The organism is Staphylococcus pasteuri (assembly GCF_003970495.1).
In the GTDB taxonomy this organism is placed as follows: domain Bacteria; phylum Bacillota; class Bacilli; order Staphylococcales; family Staphylococcaceae; genus Staphylococcus; species Staphylococcus pasteuri.
Genome location: NZ_RXWW01000013.1, coordinates 16247 through 32199, shown reverse-complemented (window position 1 = coordinate 32199; position 15953 = coordinate 16247). Strand labels below are relative to the sequence as shown.

General features: G+C 32.6%; 10 protein-coding genes. 7 read left to right on the top strand and 3 right to left on the bottom strand.

The genetic code is table 11. From position 1 onward, the window contains the following. On the bottom strand, positions 1-3480 hold a 3480-nt coding region (locus CD121_RS01765), incomplete at its 3' end, for a lectin-like domain-containing protein (RefSeq protein WP_185817737.1). Between the two features lie 566 nt (positions 3481-4046). On the opposite strand from CD121_RS01765, the gene CD121_RS01760 reads away from it, so the two are divergent. After that, positions 4047-4610: a PepSY domain-containing protein gene (locus CD121_RS01760; protein ID WP_046467232.1), complete on the top strand. Its 564-nt coding sequence runs from the start codon at positions 4047-4049 to the stop codon at positions 4608-4610. A gap of 84 nt (positions 4611-4694) precedes the next feature. On the opposite strand, the gene CD121_RS01755 is transcribed toward CD121_RS01760, so the two are convergent. Continuing rightward, on the bottom strand, positions 4695-5051 hold the full coding sequence (locus CD121_RS01755; RefSeq protein ID WP_029056731.1) for a DoxX family protein: 357 nt from the start codon (positions 5049-5051) through the stop codon (positions 4695-4697). 382 nt (positions 5052-5433) lie between these two features. Between CD121_RS01755 and pbp4 the strand changes: the two genes are divergently transcribed. Further along, positions 5434-6675, top strand: a complete 1242-nt coding sequence (gene pbp4 / locus CD121_RS01750) for a penicillin-binding protein PBP4 (RefSeq protein WP_126567351.1) — start codon at positions 5434-5436, stop codon at positions 6673-6675. Between the two features lie 163 nt (positions 6676-6838). Further along, a complete protein-coding gene (locus CD121_RS01745; RefSeq protein ID WP_126567350.1) occupies positions 6839-7477 on the top strand; it encodes an NAD(P)-dependent oxidoreductase in 639 nt (212 codons plus the stop codon). An 81-nt stretch (positions 7478-7558) separates the two neighbouring features. Here CD121_RS01745 and CD121_RS01740 read toward each other — a convergent pair whose 3' ends face one another. Then, a complete protein-coding gene (locus tag CD121_RS01740) occupies positions 7559-8221 on the bottom strand; it encodes a M15 family metallopeptidase (RefSeq protein WP_046467230.1) in 663 nt (220 codons plus the stop codon). Between the two features lie 367 nt (positions 8222-8588). Between CD121_RS01740 and pflB the strand changes: the two genes are divergently transcribed. The 4 genes from pflB to CD121_RS01720 all read left to right on the top strand — a co-directional run bounded on the left by pflB (position 8589) and on the right by CD121_RS01720 (position 15952). Continuing rightward, positions 8589-10832, top strand: coding sequence for a formate C-acetyltransferase (pflB, locus tag CD121_RS01735; protein WP_126567349.1), 2244 nt, complete (start codon positions 8589-8591; stop codon positions 10830-10832). A 19-nt stretch (positions 10833-10851) separates the two neighbouring features. Beyond that, positions 10852-11607, top strand: a complete 756-nt coding sequence (gene pflA / locus CD121_RS01730; protein ID WP_126567348.1) for a pyruvate formate-lyase-activating protein — start codon at positions 10852-10854, stop codon at positions 11605-11607. A 311-nt stretch (positions 11608-11918) separates the two neighbouring features. After that, a complete protein-coding gene (locus tag CD121_RS01725) occupies positions 11919-12848 on the top strand; it encodes an FAD:protein FMN transferase (RefSeq protein WP_126567347.1) in 930 nt (309 codons plus the stop codon). Between the two features lie 71 nt (positions 12849-12919). Continuing rightward, positions 12920-15952 carry an NADH-dependent flavin oxidoreductase gene (locus tag CD121_RS01720; protein ID WP_126567346.1) on the top strand — a complete coding sequence of 1011 codons (3033 nt, stop codon included), beginning with the start codon at positions 12920-12922 and terminating at the stop codon, positions 15950-15952. The last annotated feature ends 1 nt before the right edge of the window (position 15953 follow it).

Here is a 15953-nt window from a genome sequence, read left to right as displayed (position 1 = left end):
GCTATCCGAAGTGGAAGTACTAGTACTAGACGAATCGCTAGTCGACGTGCTTGCACTATCAGAAAGCGATGTAGAAGTACTAGTACTATTTGAATCACTCACAGACGTACTCGTGCTGTCAGAAACAGAAGTACTCAATGAATCACTTAGTGAAGCACTAGCACTATCAGAAGTTGACGTACTTGTACTAGTAGAGTCACTTGTCGAAGTGCTTGCGCTATCAGAAAGTGAAGTAGAAGTACTTGTACTATTTGAATCGCTCACAGAAGTGCTCGTGCTATCAGAAACAGAAGTACTCAATGAATCACTTAGTGAAGCACTTGCACTATCAGACGTAGACGTACTAGTACTAGTAGAATCACTCATAGATGTACTAGAACTATCAGAAAGTGATGTCGAAGTACTAGTACTAGATGAATCACTTACAGAAGTGCTCGTGCTATCTGAAACAGACGTACTCAATGAATCACTTAGTGAAGCACTAGCACTATCAGAAGTTGAAGCACTCGCGCTATCCGACATAGAAGTACTAGAACTTTGAGATTCACTTACAGAAGTGCTTGTGCTATCAGAAGCTGACATGCTGTTACTTACTGATTGGCTATCAGACATGGACGCACTAGTACTTTGTGATTCACTTAGTGAAGCACTTGTACTACCAGAAGTTGAAGCGCTAATAGAATCGCTTAATGACGCACTTGCACTATTAGAAACTGACATGCTATTACTTACTGATTGACTATCAGACAAGGATGCACTAGTACTTTGTGAGTTACTTAGTGACGCACTTGTACTACCAGAAGTTGAAGCACTCGTAGAATTACTTATAGATGCACTAGTACTATTTGATGACGAAATACTATTACTATTAGATGTACTATTTGAAGTACTTGTACTATCAACTGTTGAAGTACTTTGTGAGTTAGAAATAGAATCACTTTCTGCATTTCTTCCAATATTCCAAGTAAATGTTTTAGTAGTTGTATTATTACTAGCATCTTTAGATGTAACTGTTACAGTATAGTCACCCATTGTAGTAGGTGTGCCACTAACTGTTTTAGTTGTAGGATCATAAGTTAAACCTGGTGGTAATCCAGTTACAGTATCAGTTGTTGAACCACTGTTGTCACTTGTATCAATTGTTACGTTATTAATAGGTGATAGTACTTGGTTAGATTGATTATTAATATTAATAACCGGATTAGTAGTATCCACTACATTAATGTTAAATGTCGATGTAGACGAATTACCGGCTTGATCAACTGAAGTGACAGTAACAGTATTATTTCCTAATTGTGTAGGAGTTCCAGTAATTGTGTTTGATGCTGAATCATAACTTAATCCAGAAGGTAGACCTGTAACAGTATTTGTAACAGTGCCAGTACCATTATCTGTTGTATTCACTGTAATAGGTGAAATTGGGCTATTAATTTCTTTAGTTTGATTAGACATGTTAATAGTTGGTGCCTGTACATCTTTATAAAAGACAGTTATAGCTTGCCCTGCATTTGTTAATTTAACTGTTTTATTTGTTGCGTTATATGTTGGTGCATATGTACTATCTATATTTACTAATTGATAACCTTTAGCCGTAATCGCGCTTTGTTGATCATCAATAGTGACAGTATTGTCTACGTCTCCAGCCAGTGTTTTAGCTGCAACGATTTCTTTACCAGTATCGGCATCAACATAGTGAACTTGTGCCGTAGCAGTTTCAGTATACGTGAATGAGTCAATTTCAACTTGTTGTAAATTTCGAGCTCCACCAGTAGACGCTGTCATAGATAGCGAGAAGTTAGTATTTTTACTGGCTTTAATCCAATCAGAAATATTTCTAGTCCACGTTTGTCCAGCATATGTTACTGTCATGACTTTCGTATCACCATTATAATCAATGATAAAATCTTGGAAAGTACCATTAGGTTGTGTTGTTAATTTAGCCGCATTAGCAGTTTTTGTATTATCTGTATAAGTTGTTGCTACGCCTGAATTATTTGTTGTTACAAATGCACCGAATGCGCCACCGCCACCTACACTAGCAGGGTCTTTATTAGCTTTGGCAGATGAGTTAGGTTGTGAGGTATTATGATAAGTATCTAACTTAAAGCCGAAAGCATTATTCAAGCCACCAATACCTAAGGCAGCCCCTTCTTTACCAATTTGTCCGAGTGTACCTGGTGAAAAGGCGAAACCGATACCATCGCCACCAGTGACGCCGTCTGGAGAAGTTCCTTCATAACGAGTTCCTAGGTTAACTTTACCTTCAAAATGGAAACTTTTATTTGAGTCAATTTTAGTACCTAGAGATATAGCACCTTTTTGTCCGCCAACATCTGGAGTTAATGTTGCAACACCAGTACTTTGATCGTATGTTGCAGAACCGCTAGTTGTGAAATGATCAGTAAAGTTATCCTTATCAACTACGACCTGTGAAGTTGTAGGTGCAATTGGTGATGCTGTTGTTGCTGCAGCTGCTAAACGATTGACCGCTAATCTACTAAATGCACGTACTTTAGTTGTACTAGTCGATTTACTAGATTCACTAGCAACCGGTGTAGTGACAACACTCTCAGAAGCAGTATGTGTCATTCTTTCATTAATATATGATGTTTTATTCGTAATCGCTTCACTATTTACTGTATTTTGTTTTGGGGATTCACTTGATGTAGCACCTGCAGATGATTGACTGTCGGTATTTTTCGTTGAAGCTTGAGATTGAGAGTCTGGTGAAGTTGATTTAGTTTCACTTGAAGTACTTGTTTTACTTTCATTTGTAGCTGTTTCTGATTTCTGCGATTGTGAATCAGATGAATTATCGTTAGATGATGAAGTAGATTTTGTACTTTGAGAATTTTTTGAATCATTTTTGCTTGCTTCAGAGTTACTATGGTCTGATTGACTAGACTTAGAAGCTTGCTCTGAATCAGAATTCTGTTTGTTAGTTTGATCAGTTTCACTATGTTGTTCAGATTTATTTTCAACGCTTTCACTAGATTGTGTATCTGATTTCTCGCTACTACTAGACGTAGATTGAGTACTATCAGTTGTGTCATTTTTTTCAGAACTTTGTGTTTTTTCTGATGAAACAGATTCACTTTTCGCTGTGTTTTCACTATTGCTTGCATGTTTAAGTTCAGTTGAATTTTGATTTGCGACTGCTTGACTTTGTGTAGAAAGCTCTGAAGTTACAGGTAATTCAGAAGCTGCCATTGCTTGATGATTATGTAACATATTAACTGTAAAAGCGCCACCTGCTATTGTAGAAGCTTTTATAGCATTTCTTTTTACAAAGTTACCTTTTTCTTTACCTTCATCAGAATCTTCCATTGTATGATTGGAAAAGATAGGTAATCCCATGATTCGCATTAATTTAATTTCTTTGATACCTGATTTAATCCAATGTTTCCCAGATTTATATAATTTAACCCGAGATTTTTCGTTTTCTAAACTGTGTTTTAAATTTCTTTGTCTTTTTGACATTGAACCATACTCCTTTAAATGTTGCTGTGTAAGAATGGGTTAGTCTCAATGTAATAATACACTAATATTTAACTTCATATTACGTAACAAATATATCACACTTTGAGATTAAAAAATATTAATATTATTTGGAAAATAAAATTGTTATCCCATTACAACGAATAGAGTAAAATTCAATAAGTTTGTATAATATATTTGTTGTAATACAAGTATAACTATTCACAAATCTATTTCTAAAAAAGTTTTTTGTAGCTATTATTTTTGAAAACATTTAAAAATTTATAAAAATCAAAATAAGTGTAAATAATTTCTGTGAGAGGACACTGAGGTTTGTCTGACGTCAACGTGCTCGTGGTCTAATTTAGAACTGATATTCTAAAATTTTTAAGTACAATCGAAACGTAAAATTCAATAAAAAGCAATGATAAATACTTTAATATAAGTGAACTACTGTAAACATTTACCTTCAATAAATCTTTACAAAATCTTTACAATTCCTTAATTTAAGTTTTTTTGTATAGAAAGTTGGGGATTAAGAAATATCTAATATAAAGGAGAGACTAACAATGAAACATACAAAAACAATAGCTTTATTATCATCGGCAGCCATTTTATTAGGTGCGTGTGGCAATGGAGGTAGTGATTCAGCTTCAAATAAAAAAGACGAAGGTACAAAAGATACTACTGTAGCAGTAAAAGATATTAAGACAAATCCTGAAGATGCGATTAAAAAAGCGCAACAAACATATAAAGGTCAAGATTTAAAAGATATTTCATATGAAAAATCAAATGGCGACTGGGTATACAAAGTTGAACAACAAGACACTAAGAATAACAAAGAATCAGAAGTCATTATTAATGACAAAGATAAAAAGGTAATTCATAAAGAAACTGAAAAAGGCGAATCTAATAATTCTAATGATTCGTTTAAATATAGTGATGTAAAAGATTATAAAGATGCCATTAAATCTGCTCAAAAAGAATTTGACGGTGACGTTAAAGAATGGTCATTATCTAAAGATGATGGAAAATTAGTTTATGATTTCGACCTACAAAAAGGTAAAGAAAAACATGAAATAACAGTCGATGCTAAAACAGGTAAAGTATTAGATAATCAACAAGATGATTAGTATATAATAGAAAATCGTATTTGAAAAAGCAACCTAACGATGTGTTAGGTTGCTTTTCGTGTGTCTGAATGTTCTATTTAAAAATTAATATAGTTCTAATAATTTCTTCCAATTATATGAGATCATTACAGCAATACTCATAACTAGAAGTATAATTACAAGTTCTGAAGCCATATAACCTTGTGATAGATGTACCGTAAATAATGCGCCTAGCATAATAACGATAAAACCAGCAGCAACGTAATTTGAAAGTAAACCTATAATCATAAAGATACCACCAATAAATTCAAACAATCCTAATAAAATGCCTAAAAATGCTGGAAAGCCTAAGCCAGCCATCATTTCCATAGGTTCTTTAAATCCACTAAATACCTTTTGTGAACCATGTATTGTAAAAGTGACACCTAACATAAGTCTAATTAATAATAATCCTATTCTCATAGCGTATAACTCCATTTGTATATTTTATATACCTGATATAACAGTTATATTACAATACTAGCTATTTACATTCAAGAACAAATCAGATATTTATTGTAACTAAACAATTAAAAATAGATTACAAAATGTAATAAAACGATAAAATGCTATAAATTTTAAAAAATAAAGTCCTTCTTACTTTAGAAATACATATTTTACAAAATTTGATAATAAAATTTTAATAGAGTAAGTCAATTACGTTATAATACTTATGTTCATATAATATATACATAAATACCAAATTAGTTTAGAGTGAAATTAAGTAGGGCACTTATAAACATAGGTATATGCAAATTACATATAGTAACTAAATGATATAAAAATATTAATAGGGGGAACATCATTGAAAAAAGTTTTGACCAGTATTCTGATGATAATTATGTGTTTAATCGTTGTATCACCAACTGTTTTAGCATCACAGTCACCTGTAGACGTAGCTAAACAAGAAAAACAAAACATTGATAAGCAATACAATCCAAAAGGTATGATAGTAACTACTGAGGATGGACAAATACTCTACAATTATCACGACAAAAAACAAGTTGATCCAGCTTCAACAACCAAATTGATGACAATGAATTTAATATACGATGATATTAAATCCGGAAAAGTGAAAATGAACGATAAAGTAAAAATTACATCAAGATACGAAAAAATGTCAGAATTACCTAATTTAACAACATTTCCTTTAAAACAAGGTGAAACTGTTACAATCAATCAATTATTGAAACAAGCAGCATTAGAATCAAGTAATGCTTCTACGTTAGTTTTAGCTGAACATATTGATGGCAATTCTTCAAAATTCACAGATAGAATGAATAAAAAAGCAAAAGAATTAGGTATGAAAAATACAAAATTTACTAATCCAAGTGGAGCAAATAATAAAGTATTACAACCATATGAACCGAAAAAATATAAAAATGATACTATTTCTCATACATCTGCACGAGATATGGCTATACTCAGCACAAATTTGTTAAAAGAACATCCGGATGTTTTAAAAATTACAAAGCTTTCTAAAGATACACAATCTAATCAAGAGCTACATAATACAAATACATCATTACCAAATGAAGCGGATGCTATGAAAGATGTTGATGGATTGAAAACAGGTACTAGTGACAATGGCTATAATCTAGAATTAACAGCTAAACGACACCATTTAAGAATCGTTACTGGCATATTTAATGTTATGCCCTATCCTGATGAACAAGCTAAACACGCACGTCAAAAACTTGCGAATGCTTTAACTGAGCATGCTTTTAAACAATATGAATACCGTAAAGTTGTTTCAAAAGGGGAACATAAGATAGATGATAAGGAATACGAAGTTAAAAAAGATTTATATGATTTAGTTCCAAAAGATAAGAAAAAATATAAATTGAAAGTTTCTAAAGACAATCGATTATACGTTGATTATGATAGACAATTTATAAAAGATCATCACGCCCCTAGCGTTAAAGTTGAAGCTACGACACATTGGGGCATGATTTTCCTTTACATACTTATGGCGGTCGTAGGCCTTGTATTACTTGGTATGTTGACAATTATTGGCATCAAAATTTATTTTAAGAATAATAAATAAATATATAAATTGAGATAACTAACCTACCACTTTATGGATAAGAATTTGTATTAAGAGCTATTAAATTGACAAAAACATAAGTAACTGCAAAGATTACATTTATATATTTAGATTAATTGCTTTTAAATTAACCTTTATAACAAGAAATACGGAGGGGTTTATAATGAAAGTAGGAATTATTGGGGCTTCAGGTAAAGTTGGACAACTTATTTTAGAAGAAGCAGTAGATAGAGGAAACCAAGTAACGGCTATCGTAAGAAACGCATCAAAAGTTTCGAACTCAAATGTAGATGTCATTGAAAAAGATATTCATGATTTAACTACTTCTGATATTACAGCATTTGATGTAGTGGTAAATGCATTTGGTGCACCATTAGGCGATTCAGAAGGTCATATTAATGCAGGTCGTCATTTAATTGATATTTTAAAAGGTACAGATACTAGAGCAATTATTGTTGGTGGCGCAGGAAGTTTATATGTTGATGATGCTCACACTATTAAACTTATTGACACTGATGAATTTCCAGATGTAGTCAAACCAACTGCAATAGGCCAAGGACAAAACCTTGAAGAATTACAAAATGCAGAAGGAATTACTTGGACATTTTTAAGTCCTTCAGCTGAATTTGATTATGAAGGTGCAAGAACTGGTAAATATAAATCTGGTAAAGATCAACTATTAGTGAATTCTAATGGAAAAAGTTATATTAGCTATGCTGATTTTGCAATAGCTATTGTAGATGAAATTGAAAACCCACAACATATTAATGAACGTTTTACAGTTGTAGGCGAAGAAAAATAATAAAGTTATCACTTTTATCATAAAGTAAGGCGGAAATTTTGAGTTGATATTCAATTCAAAATCTCCGCCTTTTTCTATTATTTATTTCCTAGGATATAAACCTAAATATGATTCTAAACTTTTACCTGATTGTTTAACTTTTTTCGCTTTATCTTTTCCTAAATAACGTAAATGCCATGGTTCATATTGATAACCTGTTTCATTCTCTTTATGTTTTCCATATCTTACAATGAAACCATAATCAGCAGCATGTTTTTTAATCCATTTACCTTCTTTAGTTTTACCAAAGCTACGATATAAATTTTTATCTGAGCCCTGTGCTCCTACATCAAATGATAATCCAGTTTGATGTTCAGAGTGACCTGGTTTCGAACTATATTTATTAGCAGCTTTTTCGCCATCTCTAGCTTTATAATTATTAAATAGTTGTACTTGTGTTTGATAACTTCTAAAACCACTTATTTTATATAATTGAATATTATCTTTCTTCGCATCTGTCATCATTTTATTTAAAGCACGTACCGCTTTTGGATTTTCTCCTGGATTGAAATCTTTAGGTAATTTAATTTGTTTATTTACTATTAGAATACCATCAATATATGTCTTTCCGTCTTTTTTAATCTTTTTATGATTTTTCTTCGAATGGTTATTATCACTTTTTTGATTTTTTTCACCTAAATGACCATTTGAACATGCTGACAGTATTAATAATCCCATTAATAAAAAAAGATATAACTTCTTCATGTAACATTTAACTCCTTTAAACTATTAATCACTCAATACTTGAAGGTTAGATGATGTCATCATTCCATACTAAATTAGCCTAACATATTTGCTTGAAAATTTAATTGTATTTAGTCAATAAATTCACTTTTTTTAAAGTGACAAACTATTCTTTTTACCATTAACTATAAAATTGTTATATAACAGATAATTTAAAAGATATACTGTATTAATTTATTTCACAGGTTCTTTAATCAGCCACATATTATATATAATTTAGCCATAAATTATGTGAAAGTAATCACAAAATACATGCTATACTCTTTGTGAAAGCGATAACAAAATTTGGAATTAATTAACTAATAATAAATAATTGGAGGCGAAAGGTATGTTAGAAACAAATCATACTCATGCTTGGCAAGGTTTTAAAAATGGACGTTGGAATAGACATTCAGACGTAAGAGAATTTATTCAATTAAACTATTCTTTATATGAAGGCGACGACGCATTCCTAGAAGGTCCAACAGAAGCTACTTCAAAATTATGGGACCAAGTGATGCAATTGTCTAAAGAAGAACGTGATCGCGGTGGCATGTGGGATATGGATACAAAAGTTGCATCGACAATCACTTCACATGATGCAGGATATTTAGACAAAAACTTAGAAACAATCGTTGGTGTTCAAACAGATAAACCATTCAAACGCTCAATGCAACCATTTGGTGGTATACGTATGGCGAAAGCTGCATGTGAAGCATATGGATATGAATTAGATCCAGAAACTGAAAAAGTCTTCACAGATTATCGTAAAACACATAACCAAGGTGTATTCGATGCATATTCCAGAGAAATGTTAGATTGCCGTAAAGCAGGAATTATTGCTGGGTTACCAGACGCTTATGGCCGTGGACGTATCATTGGAGACTACCGCCGTGTGGCATTATACGGTGTAGATTTCTTAATGGAAGAAAAACTTCACGATTTCAATACAATGTCTACTGAAATGTCAGAAGATGTAATTCGTTTACGTGAAGAATTATCAGAACAATATAGAGCTTTAAATGAATTAAAAGAATTAGGTCAAATGTATGGTTTCGATTTAAGTCGACCAGCAACTAACTTTAAAGAAGCAGTGCAATGGTTATATCTAGCATATCTAGCAGCAATTAAAGAACAAAATGGTGCAGCAATGAGTTTAGGACGTACATCAACATTCTTAGATATTTATGCAGAACGTGATTTGAAAAATGGTGACATTACTGAAAGTGAAGTACAAGAAATTATCGACCACTTCATTATGAAATTACGTATTGTTAAATTTGCTCGTACACCAGACTATAATGAATTATTCTCAGGAGATCCAACATGGGTTACTGAATCTATTGGTGGTGTAGGTATCGATGGCAGACCACTTGTTACTAAAAACTCATTCCGTTTCTTACATTCATTAGACAATTTAGGTCCAGCACCAGAACCAAACTTAACAGTACTTTGGTCAGTGCGTTTACCTGAAAACTTCAAAATTTATTGTGCAAAAATGAGTATTAAAACAAGTTCAATTCAATACGAAAATGATGACTTAATGCGTGAAAGTTATGGCGATGACTATGGTATTGCATGTTGTGTATCTGCTATGAAAATTGGTAAACAAATGCAATTCTTCGGAGCAAGAGCTAACTTAGCTAAAACATTATTATATGCAATTAATGGTGGTAAAGATGAAAAATCTGGAAAACAAGTAGGACCAAGTTACGAAGGTATTAAATCTGACGTACTTGATTATGATGAAGTCTTTGCTAAATTTGAAAAAATGATGGATTGGTTAGCAGGTGTCTACATTAATTCATTAAACATTATCCACTACATGCATGATAAATATAGCTATGAAAGAATCGAAATGGCATTGCATGATACAAATATCATTCGCACAATGGCTACTGGTATAGCAGGATTATCTGTAGCAGCAGACTCATTATCAGCAATTAAATATGCAAAAGTAACACCTATTAGAGATGAAAATGGACTTGTGACAGACTTTGAAATCGAAGGAGATTTCCCTAAATATGGTAACAACGACAGCCGTGTAGATGATATTGCAGTCGACTTAGTAGAACGCTTTATGACAAAATTACGTAGCCATAAAACATATCGCGATTCAGAACATACAATGAGTGTATTAACGATTACTTCAAACGTTGTATATGGTAAGAAAACAGGTAATACACCAGATGGACGTAAAGCTGGAGAACCATTTGCACCAGGTGCTAACCCAATGCATGGACGTGACCAAAAAGGTGCACTATCATCATTAAGTTCTGTAGCTAAAATCCCTTATGATTGCTGTAAAGATGGAATTTCAAATACATTTAGTATTGTTCCAAAATCACTAGGTAAAGAAGAAGAATCACAAAACAAAAACTTAACAAGTATGCTAGACGGTTACGCTATGCAACATGGTCATCACTTAAATATCAATGTATTTAATAGAGAAACATTACTAGATGCAATGGATCATCCTGAAGAATACCCACAATTAACAATTCGTGTATCTGGCTATGCAGTTAACTTTATTAAATTAACTCGTGAGCAACAATTGGATGTTATTTCTCGTACATTCCACGAACAAATGTAGAAAATAAGGTGGGAGCAAAATGCTTAAAGGACACTTACACTCCGTTGAAAGTATGGGCACAGTAGACGGACCAGGAATTAGATATATATTATTCACACAAGGTTGTTTATTAAGATGTTTATATTGTCATAATCCAGATACATGGAAAATTAATGAGCCATCAAGAGAAGTGACAGTAGATGAAATGGTAAATGAAGTATTGCCTTATAAGCCATACTTTGACGCCTCAGGTGGAGGAGTTACAGTTAGTGGTGGCGAACCATTGCTACAAATGCCATTTTTAGAAGCATTATTTAAAGAGTTAAAAGCTAATGGAATAAACACATGTCTTGATACTTCTGCTGGATGTGTTAACGATACAGTAGCGTTTAATCGTCACTTTGATGAATTACAAAAATATACAGATCTCATGCTTTTAGACATTAAACACATCGATAATGAAAAACATATTAAACTAACGGGCAAACCGAATACACATATTCTTAAATTTGCACGTAAGCTTTCAGATATGAAACAACCTATATGGATAAGACACGTTCTAGTCCCAGGAATTTCAGATAATAAAGAAGATTTAATTAAATTGGGTGAATTTATCAATTCGCTAGATAATGTTGAAAAATTTGAAATCTTACCTTATCACCAACTCGGAGTACACAAGTGGAAAAATTTAGGTATCCCATATCAATTAGAAAATGTTGAACCACCAAATGATGAAGCAGTCAAAATGGCATATCAATACGTTAATTTCAAAGGAAAAATTCCAATCACGCTATAAAAAACTATATTATACCCCATAAAATACCCTTCAAATTATGGACATATCAAAGTAGAATTTGATATGTCCATTTTTAATAAAATTTGAATTAATTGTTAATTATTTATCAAAATATAAAAAATAATTTAATAATCATTAAGTTTATTTTTAAAGTGTGTTTTAATTGTGAACATTTATCATATTTTAACTATTTTTGTGTATTTATGGTAGTATGAACTTGGAAATAGAATTAGTTAACAATATTTCTAAATTTTATATTTTTTTAGCACTTTTTGTAAACGCTATCAAAATATATTTCAGGAGGGGATAAATTGAAAAACGTCATAATTAATGCAATGGGGACGGTGATTCGCTTATCAATTAATCACAATCAACCAGATTCAATTTTATCTCAAGCCGAGTCAAAAATTCATACTTGGGAAAAACAATTTAGTGCTAATGACGAGCACTCAGATTTAATGAAAATTAACCGAATGGCTGGTATAAGGCCAGTAGTAACTAGTGGTGAAATATTTAAAATGATTCAGCTAGGTTATCATGCAACATTAACTTCTAATCAAAAAATGAATATCTTAATAGGCCCTTTAGTTAAACTTTGGAAAATTGGTTTTGAAGATGCTAAAAAGCCGAATGAACAAGACATTCAACATGCGATAACGTTAACGAATCCTGAAAATCTAGAATTGAATGAAGCAACAAATGAAGTTTATTTAACTAAGAAAGGTATGGAGATTGATTTAGGCGCTCTTGTAAAAGGGTATTTTGCTGATCAACTTCAAACATTTTTCATTAATCAAGGTGTAACTTCAGGAATTATTGATTTTGGTGGTAACGTGATTACGATTGGTGAAAATACACCAACATCAAGAAGTTGGAAAGTAGGTATTCGTAATCCTTTTTATAAGAATAGTAATCCACTTGCAGTTTTAGAGATTTATCAACAATCTGTTGTGACTTCAGGTATATATGAACGCTATTTTATAAAAGATCATCAATTGTATCATCACATATTAGATAGTAAAACAGGATACCCAGTTAATAATGATATTGCTAGCGTAACCATCGTATCTGATCATTCTGTGGATTGCGAGATATGGACTACGATTTGTAGTTTTGGGCAAGCATCACAAAATATTGAACTACTTAATCAAATAGATGGTATTGAAGGTGTCATTGTTAAACGTGATGGCGACATTGTTTCAACTTCAAGAATTTCTATGCAAAAAGAATATGTAATTTAAATACTCTAAATGAGTATTATATTTTTAAATATACATGTGAAAATAATCACAATTTATCAGGAGGATGACTTATGAATAAAGAAATTTTAGATACTGTCAAATTGAACTCTGGAGCTGAATTGAAAAACCGTATTGTAATGGCGCCAATGACAATTCAAGCTGGCTATTTTGACGGTAGTGTGACTTCAGAAATGATAGATTACTATCAATACCGTTCAGGTGACGCAGCTGCAATTATTGTAGAAAGTTGTTTTGTTGAAGATCATGGACGTGGATTCCCTGGTGCTATTGGTGTTGACACAGATGAAAAGGTTAAAGGTCTAGCAAGATTAGCACAAGCCATTAAAGACAAAGGATCAAAAGCAATTCTACAAATTTATCATGCTGGACGTATGGCTAACCCAAAATTAAATGAAGGCGAACAACCCATTTCTGCAAGTCCAATTACTGCATTGCGACCTGATGCTGCAACACCTCGTGAAATGACTACATCACAAATAGAACAAATGATTAATCACTTTGGCGAAGCAACTCGTAGAGCAATTGAAGCGGGATTCGATGGTGTAGAAATTCACGGTGCGAATACGTATTTAATTCAACAATTCTTCTCTCCTCACTCTAATAGAAGACAAGATGAATGGGGCGGTAGTCGAGAAAAACGTACAAAATTCCCAATCGAAGTATTGAAAAAAGTTCAAAGTGTTGTAGCTCAAGCAGACGCTAAAGATTTTATTATAGGTTATCGCTTCTCTCCAGAAGAATTAGAAGAACCAGGTATTAGATTTGAAGATACAATGTATCTCTTAAATACACTTGCTAAATATAAACCTGACTACTTCCATATTTCAGCAAATAGTTATAAACGTACGTCAATCGTTAATCAAGATGATTCTGAGCCATTAATTAATAAATACTTAAATTCTAGAAATGAAACATTGGCAAGCATTCCTTTAATAGGTGTCGGAAGCATTTCGCAAAAACAAGATGCTGAAGAAGCTTTAGAACTAGGGTATGACTTATTAGCAGTTGGTAAAGCATACTTAATTGAACCAAATTGGACTGAAAAAATTATTAACGACCAAGAAGTAGAACAATTTGTTGATATTCATGACCAAAAAGTATTACACATTCCATCACCATTATGGAAAGTAATGGACTTTATGATATTAGACAAAGAAGAAGAACATAGAAAATACGAAAAACTTAAAGCATTACAAAATAAAAAAGTGAAATTTAATAAAGGTACTTATAACGTATTTGCTAAAGGACATAACGGTAATTTACCTATGAAAGTTGAATTGTCTGAAGACAAAATTGTAAGTATTGAAGTTGATGACAGTGGAGAATCTGAAGGTATTGCTAATCCAGTATTTGAACGTTTACCACAAGATATCATAGAAGGACAAACATTAAATGTAGACGTAGTTTCTGGGGCAACTGTTACAAGTGAAGGTATTATTCAAGGTATCGCTGAAGCGATTGAACAAGCTGGCGAAGATCCTGATGTACTACGCGCGCGTCCTAAACCAGTTGTTCAATGGTCAAATGAAACAATTGAAGAAACAACGGATATTGTTGTAATCGGTACTGGTGGTGCAGGTTTAAGTGCTGCAGCTACTGCTTTAGATGAAGGTAAAGAAGTGATTATGCTTGAAAAATTTGCCGCTATCGGAGGAAATACGATACGTACTGGCGGACAAGTCAATGCAGTTGAACCAGAATGGCAAGGTAGTTTCCCTGCATTAGCTGGTGAACATGAGACATTAAAACAACTATTAGAACATGATGATAATGATATAGATGATGATTATAAAGAAGATTTCCGCACAGTAAAATCTCAAATTAAAGCCTATTTAGATGACGATAGTGAAAAAGGCAATAACTTATTCGATTCAATTGAATTACACCGAATTCAAACATATTTAGGTGGTAAACGTAAAGATAAAAATAATGTAGAAATTACAGGTGACTATGAACTAGTTAAAACACTCACAGATAATGTATTAGATTCTGTTAAATGGCTAACAGAAAAAGGCGTACATTTCGATCGTTCATTCGTAGATATGCCAGTTGGTGCATTATGGCGTCGTGGTCATAAACCAATGAAAGCACAAGGTTTAGAATTTATCGAAAATCTTGGTGACTATGTTAAAACACATCACGGTCGTATATTCACTGAAACAACAGCCGAAAAATTAATCAAAGAAGGCAATAAAATTGTAGGTATTGAAGCTCGTAAAGCAAACGGAGCTAAAGTTAAAATTCATACAAAACATGGTGTAGTACTTGCTACAGGTGGATTTGGTGCTAATACTAAAATGTTACAACAATATAATACGTATTGGGATAGTATTCCAGATGATATTAAAACAACAAACTCACCTGCAATTACTGGTGATGGTATACGTTTAGGTGTCCAAGCAGGTGCAGAACTTGTTGGTATGGGATTCTCTCAAATGATGCCAATATCTGACCCTAAAACAGGCGCACTATTCACAGGTTTAATTGTGACACCATCTAACTTCGTATTTGTTAATAAAGAAGGACAACGTTTCGTAAATGAATTTGAAAGTAGAGACGTGTTATCTAAAGCGGCATTAGAACAAAAAGATGGTATGTTCTACATTATTGCTGATGAAAATATTAAATCATTAGCGATGAATACTTCTGAAGACAAAATTAATCATGAGCTTGAAGACGGTACATTAGTAAAAGGTGACACATTAGAAGAATTAGCAGAAAAACTAAACATCGAACCACAACAATTAATTAATACTATCGAACGTTATAACAAATTTGTTGATCAAGGTCATGATGATGATTTCAATAAAAGTGCATTTGATTTAAAAATTGAAAAAGCACCATTCTATGCAACACCTCGTAAACCAGCGGTACATCATACTATGGGAGGCTTACGAATTAATTCTCAAGCACAAGTTATTGATGTTGAAGGTCATATTATTGAAGGATTATATGCATCTGGTGAGGTAGCAGGAGGTATTCATGCAGGTAACCGATTAGGTGGTAATGCACTTGCTGATATCTTTACTTATGGAAGAATTGCTGGTAAAAGTGCAGCTACGCATCAAGTTACTAATGAATAGG